Annotated in this window: 17 protein-coding genes; 7 read left to right on the top strand and 10 right to left on the bottom strand. The window is 60.1% G+C overall.

What is annotated here, in order from left to right:
* On the bottom strand, positions 1-950 hold a 950-nt coding region (locus NQ014_RS09505), incomplete at its 3' end, for a sugar-binding transcriptional regulator (protein ID WP_257075015.1).
* A 259-nt stretch (positions 951-1209) separates the two neighbouring features.
* On the bottom strand, positions 1210-3243 hold the full coding sequence (locus NQ014_RS09500; protein ID WP_257075013.1) for a M13 family metallopeptidase: 2034 nt from the start codon (positions 3241-3243) through the stop codon (positions 1210-1212).
* A 106-nt stretch (positions 3244-3349) separates the two neighbouring features.
* Here NQ014_RS09500 and NQ014_RS09495 point away from each other — a divergent pair, with 106 nt between their 5' ends.
* The gene (locus tag NQ014_RS09495; RefSeq protein ID WP_257075011.1) at positions 3350-4315 is read left to right on the top strand and encodes a glycoside hydrolase family 25 protein; all 966 of its coding nucleotides are present in this window, start codon (positions 3350-3352) and stop codon (positions 4313-4315) included.
* Between the two features lie 27 nt (positions 4316-4342).
* Here the strand turns inward: NQ014_RS09495 and NQ014_RS09490 are convergent, their stop codons facing one another.
* The 6 genes from NQ014_RS09490 to NQ014_RS09465 form a co-directional block, all read right to left on the bottom strand.
* On the bottom strand, positions 4343-5371 hold the full coding sequence (locus NQ014_RS09490) for a TIGR00730 family Rossman fold protein (RefSeq protein ID WP_257075010.1): 1029 nt from the start codon (positions 5369-5371) through the stop codon (positions 4343-4345).
* A 40-nt stretch (positions 5372-5411) separates the two neighbouring features.
* Entirely contained in the window at positions 5412-8810 is a 3399-nt protein-coding gene (locus NQ014_RS09485; RefSeq protein WP_257075009.1) for an arabinosyltransferase domain-containing protein, read from the bottom strand.
* A 132-nt stretch (positions 8811-8942) separates the two neighbouring features.
* Entirely contained in the window at positions 8943-10964 is a 2022-nt protein-coding gene (locus tag NQ014_RS09480; RefSeq protein ID WP_257075007.1) for a galactan 5-O-arabinofuranosyltransferase, read from the bottom strand.
* A 120-nt stretch (positions 10965-11084) separates the two neighbouring features.
* Entirely contained in the window at positions 11085-11846 is a 762-nt protein-coding gene (locus NQ014_RS09475) for a decaprenylphospho-beta-D-erythro-pentofuranosid-2-ulose 2-reductase (protein ID WP_049189783.1), read from the bottom strand.
* A 25-nt stretch (positions 11847-11871) separates the two neighbouring features.
* Complete coding sequence (locus NQ014_RS09470; RefSeq protein ID WP_257075005.1) at positions 11872-13341, bottom strand: FAD-binding oxidoreductase; 1470 nt, start codon at positions 13339-13341, stop codon at positions 11872-11874.
* A 113-nt stretch (positions 13342-13454) separates the two neighbouring features.
* Positions 13455-13682 carry a hypothetical protein gene (locus tag NQ014_RS09465; protein ID WP_048761551.1) on the bottom strand — a complete coding sequence of 76 codons (228 nt, stop codon included), beginning with the start codon at positions 13680-13682 and terminating at the stop codon, positions 13455-13457.
* Positions 13683-13701: 19 nt separating this feature from the next.
* Between NQ014_RS09465 and NQ014_RS09460 the strand changes: the two genes are divergently transcribed.
* The 6 genes from NQ014_RS09460 to NQ014_RS09435 all read left to right on the top strand — a co-directional run bounded on the left by NQ014_RS09460 (position 13702) and on the right by NQ014_RS09435 (position 20548).
* Entirely contained in the window at positions 13702-14355 is a 654-nt protein-coding gene (locus NQ014_RS09460) for a hypothetical protein (protein ID WP_257075004.1), read from the top strand.
* 51 nt (positions 14356-14406) lie between these two features.
* On the top strand, positions 14407-15390 hold the full coding sequence (locus tag NQ014_RS09455) for a hypothetical protein (protein ID WP_257075002.1): 984 nt from the start codon (positions 14407-14409) through the stop codon (positions 15388-15390).
* Positions 15391-15468: 78 nt separating this feature from the next.
* The gene (locus NQ014_RS09450; RefSeq protein ID WP_016421828.1) at positions 15469-16002 is read left to right on the top strand and encodes a GtrA family protein; all 534 of its coding nucleotides are present in this window, start codon (positions 15469-15471) and stop codon (positions 16000-16002) included.
* 18 nt (positions 16003-16020) lie between these two features.
* The gene (locus tag NQ014_RS09445; protein WP_016421829.1) at positions 16021-17943 is read left to right on the top strand and encodes a glycosyltransferase; all 1923 of its coding nucleotides are present in this window, start codon (positions 16021-16023) and stop codon (positions 17941-17943) included.
* Between the two features lie 147 nt (positions 17944-18090).
* Entirely contained in the window at positions 18091-19263 is a 1173-nt protein-coding gene (locus NQ014_RS09440; protein ID WP_257074999.1) for a hypothetical protein, read from the top strand.
* A gap of 154 nt (positions 19264-19417) precedes the next feature.
* Positions 19418-20548 carry an endonuclease domain-containing protein gene (locus NQ014_RS09435; RefSeq protein WP_257074998.1) on the top strand — a complete coding sequence of 377 codons (1131 nt, stop codon included), beginning with the start codon at positions 19418-19420 and terminating at the stop codon, positions 20546-20548.
* A 296-nt stretch (positions 20549-20844) separates the two neighbouring features.
* On the opposite strand, the gene NQ014_RS09430 is transcribed toward NQ014_RS09435, so the two are convergent.
* On the bottom strand, positions 20845-21951 hold the full coding sequence (locus NQ014_RS09430) for a glycosyltransferase (RefSeq protein WP_257074997.1): 1107 nt from the start codon (positions 21949-21951) through the stop codon (positions 20845-20847).
* A 155-nt stretch (positions 21952-22106) separates the two neighbouring features.
* The gene (locus tag NQ014_RS09425; protein ID WP_005510871.1) at positions 22107-22889 is read right to left on the bottom strand and encodes an ABC transporter ATP-binding protein; all 783 of its coding nucleotides are present in this window, start codon (positions 22887-22889) and stop codon (positions 22107-22109) included.
* Between the last annotated feature and the right edge of the window lie 42 nt (positions 22890-22931).

The raw sequence follows: 22931 nt of genomic DNA, 5'->3' as shown, positions 1-22931 counted from the left end.
GGGCTAGCGGGGGAGTCGAGCGCAAGCAGCCGTTCTGCAGTGGCGTCATCGATGACCAGGTGAGTAGCCAAATTTGTTCGAAGGGCTACGTCGATGGCCGCGGCCTTGTGGGCGCCACCGGCCACAAGTACCCGAGTGGGGATCCGGCGCAGGTCAGAGAGGCTGATACCTACCGTGCGGGCATCGACCTCTGGCAGCGCAATGCCACCGTCCGGGCGGTAGAAGCGTGAGCAGGCATCGCCCACTGCGCGCTCCACGAGTAAGTCCTTTTCGGTTGCCGACAGCTGCCCCAAGTTCAAGGCCAGCGAATCATGGTCGACTGCGCCGACAGTGAAAACGGCAATGTCCACCGTCCGGCCAAGCGCCAATACGCTGGCGATGAACCGATCCTGTTCCACGATGCGCTTGGTCTCGACCGAATCGAAAATCACCGGCAGCGGCAATGTGCGGGCATAGGCGTGGAAAGCGTGGCAGAAACCGCCAATAGTGCGGATGTCGTTCGTGGACTTATCAGAGTGGCTCATTCCTCCCTTGAGCTGCACAATTTCCACGCCCGAGACATCCTTGGACTTCAATTGCGTGGATACGGAGTACATGGTCTTACCCCACGAAACACCGACGAGGGTACCGTCGACCACCAGCTCGTCGAGAAGCTCGGCGCCCACACGCCCCAACTCGCGGAGCAAGACTGCGTTGCCAGCGCGTGCCGGTTGCGCCAGGCGCACATCGTTCAACTTGTAGCGATCCCGCATCTGCGTAGCGGTCTCTGAGGCTTCCTCGCGCGGATCGTGGATTTCAATGCGCACGTAACCGCGCTCGCGGCCAAGGTTGAGCAGTTTAGAGACCGTTGGACGGGAAACCCCGAGTTCGGTTGCAACCTGAGACTGTGTGAGCCCCTCGCCGTAATAGAGCTTGACGGCGGTGAGTGCTTGGATGTCGCGACTGTCCACAGCGGCCTCCTCCAGCAAGAGCACTTAGCAAGCGCACTTGTAACAGGAACCTCGCTTGATTGGATCCTGCCCGACTCGGTCATCGGGAAAGCGTGCGCCTCACCTGTGATTTTAGTTCCATGTTTGCAAAAACAAAAAGTTAGCTTTTGCATTTGTAGTAAACGGTGAGGCGATGGCTGTCCCCGGAGGCTGCGGAAGGCCTCGGAGGGTCCCAGAAGACGTCGGAGGGTAACGCAGCGCAGATTGGGTTTCCGCAGCGCTACCAGATATTCACGCGCTCATTCGGCTCACGCCACATGCCGTCGCCCGCTGAAGTGGCGAAGGCCTCATGGAACTCATCGATGTTGCTGGCAATGACGTTGCAGCGGAACTCCGCTGGCGAGTGCGGGTCGATGGCAAGCAGCTGGCGTGCAAACTCCGGACGAATCTTGGAACGCCAGACCAGTGCCCACTGCTTGAACAGATCACGGTAGGTCTCTGGGGTGTCCTCCAGTCCGAGTTCCTTTCCGCGGGCAGCGAGGAAACGCCGGAAAGCGACGACGGCAATACCGAGCCCGCCCAAGTCACCGATGTTCTCGCCCAGGGTGAAGCGACCGTTGACGCCGGGCAGGTCAGCACCCTCCTCGGCCTGCTCGCGCAGAGCCTGCGGCACCAGTCCCTCGTACTGATCCACCAGTGCGGAGGTCAGCTTCTCAAAAGCTGCGCGATCCTCATCGGTCCACCACTGGTGAAGATTGCCGTGGCCATCATACTGTGAGCCCTGGTCATCAAAACCATGCCCAATCTCGTGACCAATAACCGCACCGATGCCACCGAAGTTCTCCGCCGGAGAAGCGTCCGGTGAGAAGAACGGCGACTGCAAAATCGCAGCCGGGAACGTGATGTCATTGACCACCGGATTGTAGAAGGCATTGACCGTCTGCGGAGTGCCATGCCACTCATCGCGATTGGCCGGGGTACCCAGCTTTGCCACCTCATAATCATGCGCAAAAGCGCTGGCAGCGCGAGCATTGTCCATCAGGGAATCCCCGAGCTCCATCGCCGAGTAATCACGCCAACGCTCCGGGTAACCAATCTTGGCCTTAAACAGCGACAACTTCTCAAGCGCCCGCTCCTGCGTCGCCTTCGTCATCCACGGCAGCTTCGAAATGCGCTCCCGGTACGCCGCCAGCAGGTAGTCCACCAGTTCCAGGACCTGCTCCTTGTACTCCGGCGGGAAGTGCTTTTCCACATACAGCTTGCCGACGTCATGTCCAACCGCCCCGTCCGCAAAGGCAACACCACGCTTCCAGCGTGCACGCTGCTCGGTCGAACCCTGCAAGGTGCGGCCGTAGAAGTTAAAGCTCTCCGCAGAGAAGTCATCCGACAGGTAGGCGGCGCGCTGGTGGAGGACGCGCCACAGTGCCCACAGGCGCAGATCTGCCAGGTCAGTGTCCTGCCACAGCTTGCTCAAGTGCTCGAAGTACGACGGCATCATCACCACGATGGTGTCGATGGCAGTCTGGTTCGTCTCATTGACACCGGTGGCCGCGAGCCACTCCGCGACCGGGAAGCCGGTGGGGAGGTCAGCAATGGCCGTCCTGTTATAGGTCTTCAGTGCGTCGCGGGTATCGACCACATTCCAGTGACCAGCGGCAATTCGTTTTTCAAAAGCCACGATGCGCGCCGCCGCAGCGGCCGGGTCCACCAACTCGAATGCAGCAAGTGCGGTGGAGAGGTCCCCCGCGCCGTCGTCATGCGAGGAGAGGAGCTTCAACATAGCGGCAACATGCTGCTCATAGGCAGCGAGGGTGTCGGCGTGACCAGGCTCGCGGTAGTAAGCCTCATCCGGGAGGCCGAGGCCCGACTGCAACAGATAGAGAGCATCCAGGTCCGAGCCGGAATCCTTCTCTACCCAGTACCCGAGCGCACCACCGACACCGAGGCGGTCGAGGCGGCCGAGCGCCAACGCCAGCTCATGCGCGTTCTCGGCGGAGGCAATCATTTCTAAATCCTGCGCGAGAGGAGCTGCGCCGGCGTTATTAATAGCGGCTTCGTCCATAAAAGAGTTGTACAAACGAGCGACACGGGAATTCGGATCCGCATCGGCGGCAGTGGTGATGAGCTCGCGGACGTTTTCCTCCGCCTCATCCCTCAGCTTGTAAAAAGCGCCATCGATGGGGCGGTCAGCCGGGATGACGTGATTGCTAATCCACTCACCGTTGGTGGCCAAGTAGAGGTCATCCTGTGGGCGAGGAGTCGTTGAGAATTGGGACGTTGCGGACTGGGTCTCAGTATTAGTGCTATTTGTCATGCCGCCAGTCTAGGGGCAAGGGCGGATTGAAGCTGTGACTGGAGGGGTGGGATAAGTTTAGGCTTACGAATGGGGCTGAAGTGGTTTAGGGGGTAAGGTGCAAACCATGAAATTTCTTCCACTCTCCGCGACCGCGGTGCTGAAGCGACGCCCGGGCCGCGCCACTTTGGCAAGTATCGTGGCCGTTGCGCCGCTGACCTTGGGTGTTATTGCACCGGCAGACGCGCAGCCCCAGGACGCATCTGCACACTCCAACCCGTCCGCTGCTGATTCCAAGGGGTCGCTCGACTTTTTGACTGAATCACCAAGCATCACCGATGCGCCGGTTGCGTCGGATGTTCAAGAGCCGCAGGGCTCTGGTGCCAACGGTTCGTCAACTGGTTCGGCTACCAGCGCATCGTCGAACTCGGCGCGCACCGGCTTCCACATGGGGCCGACCGGTGTGGACGTCTCCAAGTGGCAGCGCCCAGGTGGCGTCGCACTGAAATGGGACGAGGTCGCAGCCAGCGGCCAGAAGTTCGCTTTCATCAAGGCCACCGACGGTGTCGAAGGTGACCAAAAGTACTTCCTCGAGGACTCCATTGCTGCAGCGAAGGCCGGTCTGTATGTGGGCAGCTACCACAAGGCACATCCGGATCGCTCCGCAACCGCGCAGGCTGACCAGTACGTAGAAGCACTGCAGCAGCGCGATGAACAAATCTCCACAGACAAGACACTGCCGCCTGTGCTGGACATCGAGCTGGACAATGGTCTCAACCCAACCCAGCTGCAGAAGTGGACCAAGGACTTCCTCGAGCGCGTAGAGGAAAAGACCGGCGAAACCCCGATGATTTACACCTACCGTTGGTTCTGGCAGAACCCGATGGGCGACTCGACCGACTTCACCGACTACCCGCTGTGGCTCGCCGCCTACGAAGACAACGCTCCGACCTCGCTGCCGGGCGGTTGGGAGAGCATGGCCTTTTGGCAGCGTTCCTCCACCGGCCGCGTCGATGGCATCCCGACCAACGTGGACGAGGACGTCTTCAACGGAACCGAAGCTGAGCTGCAGCAGCTGGCTGCTGCTCACTAGCAGCGTGTTGTGGGGTCAGGGGCCGGACTAAAACTTCGTCCGCCCCGCACGCCACGCAATCAACGCAGGCAGGAGCTTGTCGACGTCGTCGACGACAATAAGCGCATCGAGAAGCTCCGGCCGCACAAAGCCCGCATCCACAACATTGCGCAGTAGCGCTAGCAGGGGCTCCCAGAAGCCCGAAGGTCCCAGCAACGCCACTGGCTTAACATGAATCCCCAGGTGTTGCTGCGTCCACACCTCGAAGAACTCCTCCAGCGTGCCCGCACCGCCGGGGAGCGCAACAAAAGCATCGCCGAGCTCATACATGCGTGACTTTCGATCGGCCATGGTCGCGACAGTTTCCAGGTGAGTCAGCCGCGGATGGGCAATTTCCTTCTTGACCAGGACCTCAGGGATGACACCGGTGACACTGCCGCCGTCGTCAAGCGACGCGTTAGCAACCGTGCCCATAAGACCAATCGCCGCGCCACCGTAGACGAGCTCCACCCGATTTTCCGCGAGTGTCTGGCCGAGGCGTTCGGCGGTGACGCGCCAGGCGGGATCGTTGCCGAAGCCGGAGCCGCAGAAGACAGTCAGTGACGACAGTGCGCGCTGTGGCTGTTCACGGCCAGCGGCAAGCTGGGGCAGCTCTTCGCGGAGCTTCGGCAGAGTGGTTTCGACCAGCATAGGGGCGATTTTCCCGGTCGGTAGCCAGGGGTCGAGCCAGCGGACCTCTTCAATTTCGGCGTGGGGCTGAACGTTCGCCAGCTCATCGGTGAACTCGCCGACATAGCGCACATGGTGGCCGACGACCTCGAAGCCCGCCTCGTTGGCGGCGGCCGCACGGGCGATATTCCACGGACGCAACTGCGATAGCTCAATGTCCACGCCGAGCTCCTCGGAGACCTCGCGCGCGGCGGTGACCTCCGGGTTATCGACGGACTCACCCGGCTCGAACTTGCCACCGGGCAGCATGAACGTATCCGTACCCCGCTTACGAACGCACAAAACCCGCCCCACCGGGTCAGTCACAACCATTGCGGCGACAACGATGGAACGGGTTTGTGCAGTCACTCGGGCTCCTTAGGTGAAGGAAGCACCGAGGCTCCTTTGCCTAGGGATCCTTCACAATCATCTTCCCGGGCGAGTATAGACCCGAGCGAGTGATATCTTCATACTCAATTTCGGCGACATCCGGCTTGACCTTGTCCTTATTCGGACGCGGCGAGAGCTTCTCGACGGAACCCCAGTCGCGGCGCCAGTCGTTCTTGAGGTAAGTCGGTACGGACGTAGCCTCATTCACAGCATCGGAGAATCCGAGCGGACCACCGCCGTCGACCGACTGCCAGACATCTGCACCGACGACCTTCAGGCCACGGTCCGGAGTGATGCGGTACTCCGGAAGTTCCGCGACACCGGCGTAGTGGTCGAATGGACGCTGACACGGGAACTGGAAGGCAACCGGCCAGTCCGGGATAGTCGCAGTTTCCGGCGAAATGACATCAGTCATCGACTGCAGCTCGGCCAGGCGAGGCGGGGTCAGCGCCAGCCACTGATCCTCGGAGACGTCATTGTCCTCCGCGACCAGTCGCACAGCGGTGGCTCCCTCTGGGATCTCCTCGGTCAGGAAGCGCAGGTTACGCCAGGTCGGAGCAGGGCCGATATCAATCGGCTCCGACTCGGAGAGGACCTCGAAGCCATCCTCGTCGCCGCCAGTGCGACCGTACTGTGCCACCAGCTTGCGACCCGGCTGAGCCACACCGTTTATGTCGTGGTGGAAGATACGGCCGGCCGCCGATACGACGAGCAGCGGGTGGTCCTCGTCAATCTCAGGCAGCTGGAACCAGGAAGTTTCCAGGCTTGCAGGACGCTGAATGTCCTCGGAGTAGGAGCCAAGCACCGGCACCTTATCCGGATCCAAGCCAAATGGCAGCTCGACCTGCGAGCCGTTGACACCCTTGTCGGCGCGCTTGCCGCCGTCGGTGCCCGACGCGGAACCGCCCTCAACTGTGGCTTCCGGATCAGTAGATTGATCATCAGTGTCGGCAGTACTTGCCTGGCTCTGGCTGGTGTCCACAGCTTCGGCCTTCATGTTTGACGGGACGCCGTTCGGGTCGAAGCCACGGTTCTTGTCGCCACCGCGCAGCGATTCCGCTAGCGGCTTGCCATCGACGGTATTCAGGAAGCCATCGTTCGGATCGGTTTCCATCAGTACATCGCTCGCCATATTACATGTCTGACCAGCCAAGGAGCGGATATTGCCTGCGGCGACCGAGTATGCCGGGTACTGCGACACTGCGCCCTTGCCCAGCGAAGCCACCATGAACATCGTCACCAGCAGCGTCGTCACTGCAATCGGGGACGATGCAACTGCATTGATGCGGCGCACACGTGCCGACTTTTCCTGCGACTTCGGCTTGGTACGGAACTCCTGGACGAAGTTCATTACGGCACCAGCCAGCAGCAGTAGCAAGGCCAGAGCCAATACTGCTGAACCCAGCTGGTGGCCGCGCAACTGAATAGTCTTGTCGAACCACGGCACACCGTAGGACGACACATACCACCAACCGTTAATGCCCATCAGCGAGAAAGCGAGGATGAAGGTGATACCACCGGCAAAGAACAGCTGGTTGCGCGGGTTACCTGCTACCCAATGGCTAATGGCCATAGCGGCAAGTGCTGCCAGGGAAGCCGCGATGCCCGCGTATACGCCGAAGTGGTGCGTCCACTTTGTCGGCGTGAAGGTCAGGAAGAACATGGTGCCGATGAACATGAACACCAGGCGTGCCGACGGACCGGCCAGAGCCCCCGGAACGGTGCGGTGACGAAGCAGCGCGGCAATCGTGATGCTCAAGCACGCCAGTGCAATCAGAACCGGGAAACGACGCGGGAAGGCGCCGTCGACCGACTGCAGCACCAGCCAGTAGTAGCGGACGAACTCGTTGTACCAAGGCTCCGACGGGCCGATGATGCTGCGGACGCGAATGGACTCGCGGACCGTGGCCAAAGTCTGGTCGCCGAAGACACCGACCAAGATGGCGGTGCCCGCAGCCAGGAACGGTGCAATCTGCATCAGTGGGGCCTGCCAACCACCACCGAGAGCCTTATGGCGCTCAACGACAATGCGCACCAGCATCGGGATGCCTGCGAGCAGGGCGGCAACTGCCATTAGGCCCGTTGGGCCCGAGCCCAGTGCCAGCGTGGCGATAACCACTGCGACTGCAGCTGGCAGCAGGCGTCGAGTCAGAATTGCGCGCTCGATGAATACCCAGGTCAGCAGGGATCCCAGAGCAATGACCGGCTCCGGGCGCAGTCCGTTGTTGTACGGCAGCCAGAAGGCCAACAGCACACCAGCAGCAGACCAGTAGGCCACCCGGCGCTGGGCAATCTTGTCGCCGAGGCGCGGGATAACCATTCGGGAAATAATGAACCACACCAGCAGTGCGGACAGCAGCGCCGGTAGTCGCATCCACAGAGACGAAGTGGATACCTTCACCATCAGCGACAGCAGGTCGTAGTAGGGGCTGCCGAACGGTGACTCAGGAGCGCCGAACCAACGGTAGTAGTTCGCCATGTAGCCCGACTCGTCGGAGACGCGCGCCATGGTGAAGATGTAACCGTCATCGGAGGTGTTGCCACCGATGAAGTGCCAAACAACCAAAATCGTGCCGACCAGGATGTCCAGCGGAGTCGGCTTCAACGCACCGCGTTTGAACAGCGGAGTGAAGGGGGAACCGTCGATACGGTCAATGCGAGCCAACGCGACCAGGGAAGCCAGCGTCAGAAGCAGACCCAAGTACATGACGATGTACTTCACCACTGTCGGGTGTGAGGTGTAGCGGGAGTCGATGTTCATGTGGACATCGAGTCCATCGGCTACCGCCTTGGCCACGTCGCCGTCAGCGGGCAGGTCAGTGTAAATACCGGTGACCTGCGGGCGGTAATCGCCCTGCGTGGTGGCGGTGAGCTTCTCGCCATCTGAGTTCTTGGCGCCGTCGATGTTGACGGTGGTCTCATGCTCGTTTGAGCGGATCTCCAGGATCTTGCCCTTGTTGCTGGCAAGCTCCTTCTTATCCAGGCTCATCACCACGCTGTCGCGCAGAATGACATCGAGGCCGTCCTTGCCCGAACGCACCATCAAGCCCCGTTTGGTCGGCTTATCCGCGGTCGGCGGGATAGTCGACAACAGGGTTGTCCGCTTGTCGGAAAGCTCATCCGTCAGCGACAGAGGCAAATCGACGCTCAAATCCAACGGCGCCTGCGCCATAAGCGGTGCATCCACTGAATTCAGTGTGTCGCGCTGAGGCCAAGACACGGAGGACTGAGTATTCACGACCGGGAGGAACGGTGTGATGACAAAGCAAATGAAACCGACGATTCCAGCGATAATCGCTGTCCAACGAGTCAGCGTCGTAGGAGAGGGGCCGTCCATAGGCGGTCTCTCCACGCGGTCGATGGTCACTTCGGGTGAGCCGTCGACACTTTCTTTGATTTCTTTAGTTTCGGCAGTCACAAGGAAAGATACTACGGTAATTGGCGTTTTTCTTTGAGTTTGCAACGCGAAAGTTACATCACAGTTTCCACATTAGTAACAGGAATCACGTTTACAGCAGGGGATAGCCGCCCAATACCTACTTGCCAATACCTACTTGCGAACCGCCACTACGAACGGGCCGACCTGGTTTAGCTCCCAGTGCTTCTCAAATGCAGAGCGGGCAAAATTCAGGCTCCGGAAGACCACATTCGGATTGTTCGGATAGATATCATCCGCGATGTCCAACGTCAGTGGAGCGGCATCCTCGCCATCAGATGTCTCAACCTCGCCCCGCAGCACAATGGCATCCGGTCCGCGCCACGGCGTTGCATCCATCGCCTGCACGAGCTCATCGGGATCGTGAATCTCCGACCATTCCTCCAATGCCTGATTACGGCGGTCAAACTCACCCAGAGGGTTAGCGTAGTGGCTGGTCAGTGCCTGGAATCCGTACCAGGGATAGAGTGCCTGGAAATTCTTCTCATCCGTCAGCACCACTGTCTGGGCCGGATCGAGCCCAGCCTCCTTCAGCGTTTGGTCCACCGCTGAGTACCACGCCCCGGCATTTGGTGGGAAGCGGTCCGCGCGCTCGCCGTTGCCGTCGGTGTCGGTATGCGCCAAGTCGATGGCACCATGCAACTTATTCGGAATCGACTGCGCGTAGCCAATGCCCGCCAGCAGCAAGACTGCCGCCATTACCGCGGAAACGCGCTTGGCAATGTGGGCTGGTGCCGCCTGTGGCCAGTACTTCTCGATGCCGTTGAGACGGGCGTCGGCAAGCGCGACCACACCAGCCGCAATCAACATGAACGTAATCGGTGCGGTGAGGCGGAACCCCAGTAGCGTGCGTCCGAGCAGCGTCGCCACCATCGAGGCCACTACCCAGCCATAGAGCACCAGCGTGCCCAGGCCGAGCGCGCGTGCATCCGGCTCTGTGGCGCTGACCAGCATGCGCACGACACCGATGAAACACAGCACACCAATCACACTGGCGGCGAGCATTGGCAAAGGCAGCTGCGCGCCCTCCGGGGGCAGGTAATGCGTCGCTGTCGCGCCCGAGCGCGGTGCCCCTGTCGCAACCGCCAGCATGTACGGACCCCACACCGTCGCCGCAATCAGCATCGATCCCACGCCCATAATGATCAGGCGTACTACAGGCATCCACGAGCTTGACGACGTCCACGCGACCACGGCCAACACGACCACAATAAGCGCGCCTACGGCAGTGTAAAGAGTGTAGAAAGTCGCAGAAATACCCAGGAAGACGAGCACGCCAAACATGGCGGACCAAGCGCCGGTGAGACCGCGCCAGGCCATCACGGTCATCGCCGGAAGACCCATAGCAACGACTGCGGCGTAGGGTTCATCGGCGACAGTGGCCAGGGCGACCGCCGTGGTTGTCAGCGCAATGCCAGTGGCTACGGGCAGGGAGCCACTCAGGCGTTGCCACACCGGAACCAAAACACAGCCAGCGGCAGCGAGTGTCATCAATGCCCAGGGCTGGAAGACCTCCCAGCCGGCAATGCCAAGAATATTGGCCAGATGTCCGCCCAGGAAGAACCAACCAGCTGGGTAGAAAGACGGGATGTCGATGTACGACATGTCGTGCAGGCCAGGCTCCGAGGCCATCCTGGTGAGGTATTCAGTGCGGAACTCCTGGTCGACAGACAGACCGTCCAACCACAGCCTGGTCGAGCCCAGCGGCAGGCCGACGGCAGAGACCACCAGAATGGCTGGTGATATATAAGCCATCAGGTAGGTCAACCACGTTAGCCATCGGGGGCGATTGTCTTTGCCCTTGGTGGCGAAAAAATACAGCAGGACGGTGGTGAGCGTCAGCGTGATGACAATCAGCGCTGTCGCGACTGCCCTGGTCAGCTGCGACCCGCCAAAGGCCGGCAGCGACAGGCGGTGGAACACGAACCAGGACGCTAGAGCAATCACCGAACCGCCCACAAGCGCAGCAACCAGGTAGAGGAGGGCAGCCTTGAGGGAGAGCTGGTCATCGTTGAAGATCTCGTAGCGATCTTCGTCGACTAGCTCACTATAGGATCGTGCGCCCGTTGTGTTGGCGCTAGTGTTGTCGGCACCCGTGGTGTCAGCGCTCGAGGTTTCGGCCTGCTTGTCTACCATGCCCTCAAGTTTTGCACAGGAACCGGACTCCGACGAACGGCGGAGCTAAAGGTGGGTACGTCAGCCCGTCAAGCCCCGCCAAGCCCCGCCAAGTTTCCTCGAGTCCTTCGAAACCCGCTCTTAAATCGGCAGCTTCTTGAAGATCGGGCGCGGAATGTGCTTCAGCACCATCATCACCAGCTGGAATGCCGGCGGAGCCCAGACCAGGGTCTTACCGGCCTCGACGGACTTCACCGCGAGCTTGGCGACATCTTCCTTATTCACGGTCAGCGGAGCCTCGTCCACGTCAGCGGACATACGGGTACGGACCTGACCAGGGCGGATAACCAGGGTCTTAACGCCGTACTCCTCCAGGGCTTCACCAAGGTTCAGGTAGAAACCATCCAGGCCGGCCTTGGTGGAACCGTAGACAAAGTTGGAGCGACGCACGCGCTCACCAGCAACGGAGGACATGGCAATGAACTGGCCATGACCCTGCGCCTTGAACTTCTGACCAACCAGAACACCCATCGACATTGCACCGGTGTAGTTGATGTTCGCAGCCAGGACAGCCTTGCGCTGGTTTTGCCAGAGCTCCTCGGCGTCGCCAAGCATGCCGAACGCGACGATGCAGATATCCACGTCGCCGTCGGCAAATGCCTTATCGACGACCTCCGGGTGGGAGTCGAAGTCCGTTGCGTCGAAGTCGAGGGTGACCACCTCGGAAGCGCCGGCGGCCTTCATCTTTTCAGCGGAGGCCTCGCGCAGCGGATCGTTCGGCAGGGAAGCCAGGATGACCTTGGCCGGGCCCTTCTTCAGGAACTCGGCGGTAATAGCCAGACCGATTTCACTAGTGCCGCCGAGCAGCAGGATGGACTGGGCAGCGCCTACAGCATTAATCATTGGGGCTTAAATCCTCTCGGTTCTTTTAGTGCAGTTCCAGTCGACGCGACATGTCAGAGGCGAAGACACCGTGCGGGTCGATCTCATTGCGGGTGTCCAGCCAGCTCTGCATCTCGGGGTACATCTGGTGGAAGTTAGCGGCGGAAGTGCGCGACTCCTTGGCCAGGTAGAGGCGGCCGCCGAACTCCATGACGCGCTTATCCAGATCATCGAGGAAGGCGCCGAGACCCGGCTTAATCGGGAAGTCCACGCAGACATTCCAACCCGGCATCGGGTAGGACAGCGGAGCGCGGTTACCCTCGCCAAACAGCTTGAACACATTCAGTGCCGAGTAGTGGCCGGAGCGCTGGATATCGCGGACAATCTCCTTGAACGGCTCGACGGCCTCGCGCGGAACAACGAACTGGTACTGCAGGAAGCCCTTGGAGCCATAGCCGCGGTTCCACTCGCCGATGAGATCCAGCGGCTGGTAGAACTGCGTGAGGTTCTGCACCTGGTTGCGGTAGGTACCGGACTTCAGCCACCACAGCTCACCAATGCTGATCATGGTCAGCTTGTTCATGGTGAAGGACGGGAAGATATCCGGCACAGTCACCAGCTGTGGAGCGTTGAACTTCAGCGGATCCTTGGCCAGCTTCGGGGCGTATTCCTCCAGCTGAGCCAAGGTTGCCAGCGAACCGCGGGAAATTGCGGCGCGTCCCAGCTTCGGCTCCGGCGAGATGGCGTCGAACCACGCGGAAGAGTAGGTGAAGTTCTCCTCGGAGCCATCGGAGTGGAACTCGATGGTCTCGTCCAGAGTGTGGGTCATGTCGCCGTCGGCGATGAAGTAAGCCGTCTCGGTCTTGGTCATCTTGATCCGAGCGCGGACAATAATGCCGGTCAGGCCCATGCCGCCGACAGTTGCCCAGAACAGCTTGCCGTCCGGGTCGTCTGCAGAGCCCTCCGGCTCAAGGTGCAGGATACGGCCGTCAGCGACCAGCAGCTCCATCGACAGCACGTGGTTGCCGAAGGAACCTGCGGAGTGGTGGTTCTTACCGTGAATATCCGGACCAATGGCACCACCGATGGTCACCTGGCGAGTGCCCGGCAGTACCGGCACCCACAGGCCGTAGGGCAGCGCGGCCTTCATCAGCTGGTCCAGCGTGACACCGCCGTCAACATCAACAATCGCCGACTCCTGGTCAATGGAGTGAATCTTGTTGAGCTTCTGCATGTCGATGACCAGACCGCCCGAGTTCTGAGCGGGGTCGCCGTAAGAGCGGCCCATGCCGCGGGCAATTACACCGCGGCACAGGTGGGCAGGCTTGTCGGAGTTCTGGTCTGCGACAGCCTTGACGGCGTTAACGATTTCATCCAAGTCCGGCGTCGACAGCACCTGGGACTTAGCGGGGGCGGTACGACCCCAACCGGTCAGGGTCCTGGCTTCTGTGTGTACGGCTCCGTAGGCACCGTTCGAAGCATCGGTGCTGGACTTGCCGTTAGTGTTAGTGGACATCAAGGCTAGGCTACCCCTTTGCACTGGCTCCGTCGCCCGTGACGCTCCGAGGTGTTGGTCACGCTTGGGGCCGCGCACGGGCCGTCGGAAAGCGAGCGAAATGTACGGAGAGGCTATAGATCCATAATTTTTCGGATCTCTTCCGGCAGCATTTCCTGCGAGGTGATCTGCGGGCCGTCGTACGCCTCGAGTGCGCGGTAGACCTGTGCGCGCTCTGCGCTGTCGAGGATGGGCAGTTCCTCAGCGAACAGCATGACCATCTGGTTCGACAGCGGGGTATTGGTGTACTCGGCGGCCATGTTGATGGTTTCGCGCGGCTTCTTCTTGAAAAAGTCGAACATGCGATAAAGGCTACCCCGCGTGGGATCCGTCACTCGCGATACCATCAACCTCATGACATCCACGCCCGCTGCTACTCCGCAGACCCTTGCCGTATGTAGTTCCACATCGCCCGTTGTCATTTGGCATGTGGAGCTCTCGCCGTCCTTTGCAGGGGAGAGGTTGTCGGGTGCATGGCTGGTGGATCCGCTTGACGACGGAGCCCTGGAGACCGCCACCAATCTGCTCACCGGTTGCTTTGTTGCGACTGTGACCGCGGGCGATGGTGACGGTGACGCTGCAGCTGAGGGTGCTGAGAGCGCTGAGGGGGCGGACCTGCTATCGCAGGCGATTGAGCAGTCGGGGGCCACGGTGATTGACCTGACGGCATCCGTGGCCGGCATTCGTGACCACATCGGACAGCTGCGCGCCGCCGCGAAGGAAGAGAAGGCCAAGCCCGGCAAGGGAAATCTGACGGAGCCACGGTTTCCCAAGGTCAACGACGTGGAGGTTATTGATTTTCCGCATGTTGGCGAAAAAATCGCAGGGCCGGTGCTGGGGCTTGCCCGCGGGGTAGAAGAGCTGGTGGCGCAGTGGACGGCGGTGGAGTCGCAGCGCCTGCGTCGCAAGTACTTGGTAGAGCCATGGGGTGCGGAGCCGCGCCAGATTCCGTTGGTAAAAACGCGCGCATTGTAGCGAGTTTTTGCTATCCAGGCCACCTTGTTTTTCCTGCGTACGCTGTGAGGTATGGCAGCACAGACCGATAACGTAGTCGCCTTTCCAGGCGTTCGCGTGGCCACGGAACCGGCCACGCTCATTATCGGTGCCTCTGTAGAGGAAGAACCGTGCAGTGCCCACCGCGTCTTCGGGGTCAATGACCAGATGGATCTGCGAAGCCTGTCCCGCGTGTTAGCAGTCATCTTTGGGTGGGGCGACGAAAGCGTGCCGACGAAGTTCCATTTGCCCGGCTCTGCGGTGGAGTCTGCGGCACAGCTGGTGACTGGCGGCAGACCCGCAGCGGTCGGAGTCGTCGATGTTCCCTTGTCCACCACAGTTGCCGAGGTACTGCAGAGTCCCGGCGATACCCTTATTTGGCAGTGGGGCCTGTGGGAACATACTTTGCAGGTCAGGGAAGCTTTTGCCCGCGATGAGGCCACCCCGGATGCCCTGTGCATCGGTGGCTCGGGCTCTATCCGCGCACTGGGGGATGTGGACGCGGAGGAGCCGGTAGATATTGCCGCAATCAATAGGGAATTGACCGGACGGGACTCCATTCAAAATACGTTGGCGACCGCTCGTGCCGATATCGTGGACATCATCGAGAGGTCGGGGGTGTTTGAATTCGTGCCCCTGTTACAGGCTCTGGACTTGCAGAGGTCGGAATCAACCGCGCTGGAATTGACCGGGGAGGCGGGGGAGAGCGTCGTCAAGCGATTGCGTGCATTGCCTATAGAGGACGCCGAGAAAGACCCAGCCGGGCACGATGCGGCATTGGTGGAGCTACTGTGTTTGGCGGCGCTGACCTCGGATGAGCTGCGGCATGATGTGGCGGCGCATGTGATGGAGCGCCTCGGCTGGGAGAGCGACGAGGGCATCCCGCTATCCGGCGAGGACGTGGAGGAATTGGCAGCGGCTAGCTGGGCGGAGATGAGCGCGCTGGGGCTAGCTGGGGAGGATGCGCTCTCGCCGGTGGAACGGCTGGATCTGCTGCGTGAGGCGCTGCGGCGTTAGATCTTTTCTCCTCATTATTGCCTCTTTATGTTCGCGCTGGCTGTTTGTTAGTTGGCCGGTGGCCTAGAATTCCTAGGCGTGTCAGCGAATGAAACAGCAAATGAAAACCCGAACCGCGACAACGGCAAGCTCGGAAACGGCTCCCACGAAAACGGTTTTGTCGTAGAGGACTCGGCCGCAGTGCCAATGGCGACGGAGACCAAGGACGAGCACGGACTGAAAGTGCAGATGATGCGCTTTATTATCTCCGGCGTCATCGCGGCGGTGGTGGACTTCGGCCTGACGTTCATCATGCTCAACGTCTTCGGGGCGACCAACTTCTGGGGTAAGACGGTCGGCTGGGTTTTCGGCACGATTACGGCGTACATCATTAACAGCCGCTGGACCTTCAAGTCGAAGTCCTCGGCGAAGAAGGTGCTGGCAGTTGCGGTGCTGTACCTGATCACTTACGCCACCCAGGTCGGCATCTTTAATGTGTTGCAGCCCTGGCTTGTCGAGGCCTGGGATTGGAACGCGCAGTGGGCACAGTTCGGCGCATTCGTCGTCGCACAGGGCGTTGCGACGGTAATTAACTTCATCATTCAGCGTGTATTCATCTTCCGTGTGAAATAGCGCGATACGCTGGGGGACGTGACTTCGACTGCTTCTAATAAGGAATCCACTCAGCTGACCGCCGAAACCGATGTTGACATGCTGACTATTCAGCGCGTGCTGTTTGCTCCGCCCGCAGACTGGGTGGAGCCGGATTTGTACTACCGAGTCGAAGGCGTTGGCGCCTACGACAGCTCGGTGCAGGCCACCCGTAACTCGATCACGCTCGGTCGCCACACCGTAGTGCGCACTGACACCTACTTCGGGCGCTTCCGAGCTTCTTACTGGCAGCGCTGGACCTCAATTAAGCAGGTCGAAATCCGTGCGCGCGTGGTCGGTTCCGCGCGTGTGCTGGCCTACACCGAGGATATTGGGGGCCACCTCCGATTGGAGGACTCCTGGGCAGCGGGTGGCTCGGATGCCGACGGCAACTGGACCGGTGAGCACTCGCCGATGTCGGGTTCTGCCAATGAAGAGGTTCGCCTGACCGTCCCGCTGGACCGCTTCGCCGATGGCGGTGCCATTCACCTGCGCTTCGACACCGAGGACGCAGGCGCAAAGATTTCCGATGTCCGCTATGTTGTGCCCAAGTCGGCTATCAAGCGCGATATTCCGACTGACCTGGTCATTTGTTCTTACAACCGACCGGTTGACTGTGCTCGAACCGTCGCCACGCTGGCTGAGGACCTGCCAGCCCTTGAGCGCGTTCGCACCATCCGCGTCGTTGACCAGGGCGAACAGCACCCGGCCGACGAAGCTGACTTTATCCAGGCCAAGGAGATCCTCGGCGAGCGCCTGAACGTTGTCCACCAGCCGAACCTCGGCGGCGCCGGCGGTTTCTCCCGCGGCATGCGCGACGCCACCGCTGCGGGCGACTGCATGGTTCTGCTTACCGACGACGACATCCGCCCGGAGCCCGAAACCACCCTGCGCCTATCCGCCCTGGCCGTATGCGCGGAAAAGCCGATGCTGCTCGGCGCGCAGATGCTCTTCCTGTTCAACCCGACCAGTCTCTTCCGCACCGGCGAGACCTACAACTGGAAGGCGCTGACGGTCGAGGAGAACGACCCCAAGTTCGGTTACGCCGACGTGGACGTGCGCAAGTACCACCAGCTGCGTCGCCTGGGCGTTGACTACAACGCCTGGTGGACCTGCCTGGTGCCGTCCGAGGTCATTAAGAAGATTGGCCTGGCGCTGCCGCTGTTCTTCCAGTACGACGACATCGACTACGGCTTCCGCGCCGCCAAGGCCGGCTACCCGACTGACACCATTCCGGGTGCAGCCGTCTGGCACGCCGATTTCTACTGGAAGGACATCGAAAACGCCGCCCAGTACTTCGGCCTGCGCAACTCCCTCATCGCCGCCACCATGCACGGCGATGTCACCGCAAAGGACATGGTCAACGTCGCTTCACGACGAATCCTCTCGAACCTGGTCTCCATGCGCTACGGCCTGGCCTGGACGCAGATGGAAGCCGTCCGTGATCTGCTGCGAGGACCGGAGGTGCTGAAGAACGCATCGCAGGGCGACTTCGCACGCATTTCTGCTGGTCGAAAGAACTTCCCGGAGACCGAGCTGCTGCCGATGCACGAGATGCCGGGCGGTCTGACCCCAGTTCGCCCGCCGTCACACGAGATTTCCAGCGAAAACAAGACGATGGCAAAGCGTTTGGCTTATACCCAGATGGGCAAGAAGCGCCCGGGGCCGGTGGCTGTGGCCTTCGAGGACTCCTTCTGGTGGCACATTTCCACCTTCGACGACGTCTGGGTCACCGATGCCTCCCAGAACGGTGTGCGTCACCTGGTCCGCGACCTGGACAAGGAAAAGTCCATGCGTGCCGAGACCATCAGCCTCATGCGCGAACTGTCCTCCAAGTGGGACGACCTTGCGAAGCAGTGGCGTGCCGCCGTGCCGTCTTTGACCAGCGAAGACAACTGGGAAAAGTTCTTCCAGGGCGAGTAGTTCTTGCTGAGATTGGGCTGAGCCTGGGCGGGGTTAACCCCTAAAGTGCAGAAACCGGCGGATAGCAGGAAATCCGCCAGCTTCTGGCTTTAATATTGTTTATTCACCTTAAAAGTTCATAAATTTTCGAACGGAGCCCCGCCTCGTATGACTACGCCCATGCCCCCGAATAACACAGGCGACAAAACACGCAAACAGCTCATCACCATCTTGGTGCTGCTAGTACTAATCATCCTTGCGCTGGCCATCTTTCTGTTCGTTAAGATCTCCGGGGATCGGGGTGGCGATTCGGCGGCTGCCGAGGGCAGTGGATCGTCGTCAAGCGAAAATGGCGATGCGCAGGGACAGGCGCAGGCGGAGAAGGCCGTCGTTGTGTACAAGCAGGTGCTGGCGAACCCGGCGCCGCTGCAGACTTTTGTCGGTGAAGTTAGCCCTGGTGGAGCGATGAAATATGCGCTCGTGCATCTTGATGATGGGTGCGTGCCCGAGCTGGTGCTGAACTACGGCACAAGTGCGATGAGCGCCGAAATTGATGCGATTGGTGTCTACGGCGTTGACGAAAATGGTCAGGAAATTCAGTTCCAGAATTCCTACCATGACGGTGCTTCTTCAACGGGCGGTGTACGTCGCGCCCTCCAGCGAGCTACTGGTCAGCCGGGTATGTTCTCGTTTTCTGCAGAGAGGATGGGGCGCAATCAGGAAGATTTGCTGGTGACGCGCCAGGGCAATGAGCTGGTGGAAACGCCTGCGAATCCGGGTGCTGGGGAGTACGAACAGTTTAACTGGATTCAGGCTGACAACCTGGATATCGTCGAGGCCATTGCTGCTGGTAATGACTGCGCGCCGGGCTCGGGCTCGGGGGCAGGTGCTGGAGCTGATGGTTCTGGTGCCGATGACGCTAATGGTGCCAACGGTGGCCCGAATCCGACGGCGGGGCAGCAGGCTTCGGGGTCGGGGTCTGGTTCGGGTTCTAGTTCTTCGTCAAGCACGTCTGGAACCAATTCGATTACGGGAACCGTGAAGGTTTTCCAGACCAAGGCAGATGTTCTAGCCTATGAGCAGCGCCAGGATCCTAACCCCGGTTCACCGGACAGGGGACCTTACGCAATCTTGATTCTGGACCAGCCGACCGAAGTTACTGCACAGCTGTCGGGGCAAAACGGACCGGAGACGCGCACGATTGAACAGGCGATCGTCAATCCGGCACTGCACAGAGATGGCGAGCGCGCCACTATTACCTTTTCGGATGATGAATACTATTGGCCCTCTGATCCCGGAGTTCCTTTTGGTATCCGTCTCGAGGATGCACCAAGAGGTTAACGTTTGACAGTTATCCACAGCCGCCAAATTGTCCACAGAAACGGGCAATTCGGCGGCTTTTCTTCTGCCAATATTCACGGAGTCAGTCATAAATGAAGGCACTAATTCCATGCGTGAATTCCTGTAGCCGACCTCGGGGAGCGTGCCTAAACCAATGCCTAACTGGACTTACGATTCCGATGGCCTCATCCACGCGGCTTCGCAGAAACAAATCAAGCATCCTTGTGAATATGTCAGTGCCAAGTCAGAGCTGGATAATCTGCACGGGCACGTCGGAAGCGCAAATATTCGAGATAAATCCCTGCTCAGACTGGCGTACGGCACCTACATCGAGTGCTCTCGCTGGAATGCGCTGTCAGCATTCGAACGTTTTCAACTGCAGATAAAGGCACTGGTCAAGCCAGGTTCCGGGACAATCATTACGGGCGAAGCAGCCGCTGCGTTGCATGGCATCCCGTTGCTTGTTCGAAATGCCACAATTGCGCTTGCCAATTCCGGCCTGCGCCGACCCGGCGGTGGATTGCGCCATGTCGGTGGCAAAATCCTCGAACAAGACATCGTTCGTATTGGTGGGCGCTGCGTTACCGATGTGCCGAAAACCGTCATCGATATCTGCCGCACCGCCGAGTCCGAAAACGGGCCAATCATCGTTGACACCGCACTGCGACAGTGGTGTGACCTCGAAGAACTGCACACCGTCCTCACAAATTACCCACGTTCGCCGGGTATCCGCCGCGCCCGCGAGCTACTTCGAACTGCCAGCGCACACAGCGAAACCATCGGTGAGTCAATCACAAAGAAATGCATAATCGACTCAGGAATTGCCACGCTTTACGACGAAAAATGCGTGCTCATGCAGCAAGTCGAGTTCTATGACAGTGAAGGATTCATTGGGCGCGTCGATTTTTATGTGCCTCATCTGAATTTGATCATTGAGTTCGATGGGCTGACTAAGTATTCCGGTGGCGGGGTAGCAGCTACGGAGACTGTGCTTCTGAAAGAGCAAGCTCGCGAGAAGCGTCTGCGAAACCTCCACTTAGATGTACTCCGCTTCCAATGGTCACAGGTCATTAATGGGGACTGCGTGGAGGTCTTGCGACAGTTCGCTATTCGGCAGAGGCAGCGTATTCAGGCAGGTGGGTTGGTATTTTCGTCCGAAGTTGGGCGTTTTCGTCAAGCCACTGTCCCGTATAAAGATCGGCAGCTCCGTGAGTCCAGAATCCAGCAGCGTAAGCAGCGTTTGCAGCTTCTGGAAAATGCACCGACCTCTCGCGACTCCAGCTAGGTTCAGCTGCTGGCCTGCTGCAATTGTGCTGACTTATGGCCAACTTTCCGCCACTTGTCGATGAGTTTTCAGGACTTATGGCCATGCTGTTGGCCTGGCCCGCGCACTTATCGTAGGGCTATTCACTTATGCGCAGGCTGTAGCGCATCGATGAGTGAATACCTCATCGATATGTCAGTGGAGGAGAAGGGAACCAGGGGTTAAGTAACACTTTTGCGCGCTGAGCACTCGGAATGCGGACTACACGACCCGGGAGAGGTCAAATATGCAGGCCAGCGCCGCAGCCCCAGCCCGAACTACTTCGACTTCGGATCAAAGCGCTCGAAGTTCTCCGCGCGGCCCTGCTTCAGCAGCTTGAACCAGCGGTAGAAGCCGCGGACATCGCGGCGCTGGACCAGGAAGAACCAGCCGAAGCGCAGGAACTCCTGTGGCATGAGCTTGCGCATCCCGGGCTGGCTCATCAGGTAGCCACGGTTGCGGTAGGTGAAGTAGCGCTTGAAGTCATTGGTCGGGTACTGCGTGTGCATCTTGCCGCCGAGAATGGGCACAAATTCACCCGATCCGGAGGGGTGCAGGTAGGCCGTCGTCAAGCATGTGCCGAACCGGAGGCCGGAGCGGACCAGGCGGCGGTGGAATTCGACCTCGTCGCCGCGGATGAACAGGCGGTAGTCGGGAACGCCGAGCTGTTCCAGCGAGCGGGCGCTAAACAGTGCGCCGTTGAACAGGGATGCGATGCCGGGCAGGAGGTCGTGGTTGCCGTCGATGGTTTCGAGGTCGCTAGGCAGTTCGAGCCCGGTCGCAGCCTTCTGATCTGCGAAGTTGGTGAACCACTTGGTGCCCTCGGAGTCGCGTACTTCTGGGAGTTTGGGGTTGATGCCGCTTTCGAAAAGCTCCTCGCGATGACGACGCCACACCAGCCCGCGGCGCAGGGGGAATGCCAGCTTGTTCGGAGCCTTAATATCGCAGACCACCGGCGAGACAGCGTCGAGCTGGTGGCGTCGCGCGCAGCTGTGCAGCGCCTTCAGCACGTAGGAGTCCTCCGGGCGGCCGTCGTCATCGGCGCACCAAATCCACTCCGCGCCCAGCGACAGCGCAGTCAGCATGCCCAGTGCGAAACCACCAGCGCCGCCCAGGTTCGTCTTGGAGCCGAGGTAGTGAATCTCCGGCGCAGATCCGCTTTCCGACGACTGTTGCGCCGCCACCTGCTCAGCGAGCTCCTTGACCTTCGGGTCATTGCCGTTGTCGACGATGATGAGCCACTTCGGCATGTGGGTCTGGCTGGAAACGATGGGAAGCGATTGACGCAGGTCCTCGATGCGGTTGTGAGTCACCACGATTGCGGCCGTTGCTGCTTCATCGTGCTTTGGGTGGTCAGCCGAGTTTTCGCTCACTTCGTTCTCCATCGGGGGAAGTACCGTTTATTACTGTTTTTATTGCTGTCTATCTTGCCATGTTGCTCCGGGTGGGCAATTCCAAGCATCCGTGCCGCCCACCGGCCGCCCGCGAGCTGCCCGCTCGGCCACTATGGGGAACCGCGACCGGACTCCCCGCGAAGCTACTACCGTCGCTGCGCGAGCACGCGGCGCACCTGGTCGGCGGCCTCTTTACCTTCGTAGGCTTCGACCACTTCGTCGACAAGCCCTGCCTGTCGAACCGTACCGTGATCAATCCACAGCGCCGTGTCGCACAGCTGCGCCAGGAACTCATTCGAGTGCGACGCAAACACCAGCAGTCCGGAGCGGTCGACCAACTCGGTCAACTTCGTCCGGGCCTTCGCCATGAATGCGGCGTCGACGGCTCCGATGCCTTCGTCGAGAAGCAAAATCTCCGGTTCAATGGACGTGACCACGCCGAGTGCCAGTCGCACGCGCATACCGGTGGAGTAGGTGCGCAGTGGCATGTGAAGGTAGTCGCCGAGTTCGGTGAACTCTGCGATCTCGTCGAGCTTGGATTTCATCTGCTTGCGCGTCTGCCCCAGGAACAGGCCACGGATGATGATGTTTTCCAGGCCTGAAATCTCCGGGTCCATGCCGACACCGAGGTCGAACACCGGAGCCACACGGCCGCGTACATCGGCAGCACCGCGCGTGGGCTCATAGATGCCGGACAGTAGTCGCAGCAGCGTGGACTTACCCGCGCCGTTGTGGCCTACCAGGCCGACGCGGTCGCCTTCGCGCAGGTGGATGTTGATGTCCTTCAGCGCTTCAATGACCACGACATTGGAGTCATTGCGGCCAATCGCACCACCCGCGGCGCCGAGGAACGCCTTCTTCATCGACCGCGATTTGGCGTCGAAAATGGGGAAGTCAACGCACGCGTTGTAAGTATCAATGCTGACCATGCTTATCCCTTGCTAGTTCTATTCGCTTTACGACGGCCCTTG

Origin of the sequence: Corynebacterium sp. 5QC2CO (genome assembly GCF_024580435.1) — a bacterium.
Lineage (GTDB): Bacteria > Actinomycetota > Actinomycetes > Mycobacteriales > Mycobacteriaceae > Corynebacterium > Corynebacterium jeikeium_D.
Note: the sequence above shows the minus strand (reverse complement) of the source record. Positions and strands in the feature narration are given on the sequence as shown.

Excerpts from the sequence above, each read along its gene's own strand:
- NQ014_RS09500 (WP_257075013.1), bottom strand. The coding sequence starts at position 3,243 with ATGACAAATAGCACTAATACTGAGACCCAGTCCGCAACGTCCCAATTC.
- NQ014_RS09495 (WP_257075011.1), top strand. The coding sequence starts at position 3,350 with ATGAAATTTCTTCCACTCTCCGCGACCGCGGTGCTGAAGCGACGCCCG.
- NQ014_RS09480 (WP_257075007.1), bottom strand. The coding sequence starts at position 10,964 with ATGGTAGACAAGCAGGCCGAAACCTCGAGCGCTGACACCACGGGTGCC.
- NQ014_RS09475 (WP_049189783.1), bottom strand. The coding sequence starts at position 11,846 with ATGATTAATGCTGTAGGCGCTGCCCAGTCCATCCTGCTGCTCGGCGGC.
- NQ014_RS09470 (WP_257075005.1), bottom strand. The coding sequence starts at position 13,341 with ATGTCCACTAACACTAACGGCAAGTCCAGCACCGATGCTTCGAACGGT.
- NQ014_RS09465 (WP_048761551.1), bottom strand. The coding sequence starts at position 13,682 with ATGTTCGACTTTTTCAAGAAGAAGCCGCGCGAAACCATCAACATGGCC.
- NQ014_RS09455 (WP_257075002.1), top strand. The coding sequence starts at position 14,407 with ATGGCAGCACAGACCGATAACGTAGTCGCCTTTCCAGGCGTTCGCGTG.
- NQ014_RS09440 (WP_257074999.1), top strand. The coding sequence starts at position 18,091 with ATGACTACGCCCATGCCCCCGAATAACACAGGCGACAAAACACGCAAA.
- NQ014_RS09435 (WP_257074998.1), top strand. The coding sequence starts at position 19,418 with ATGCCTAACTGGACTTACGATTCCGATGGCCTCATCCACGCGGCTTCG.
- NQ014_RS09430 (WP_257074997.1), bottom strand. The coding sequence starts at position 21,951 with ATGGAGAACGAAGTGAGCGAAAACTCGGCTGACCACCCAAAGCACGAT.
- NQ014_RS09425 (WP_005510871.1), bottom strand. The coding sequence starts at position 22,889 with ATGGTCAGCATTGATACTTACAACGCGTGCGTTGACTTCCCCATTTTC.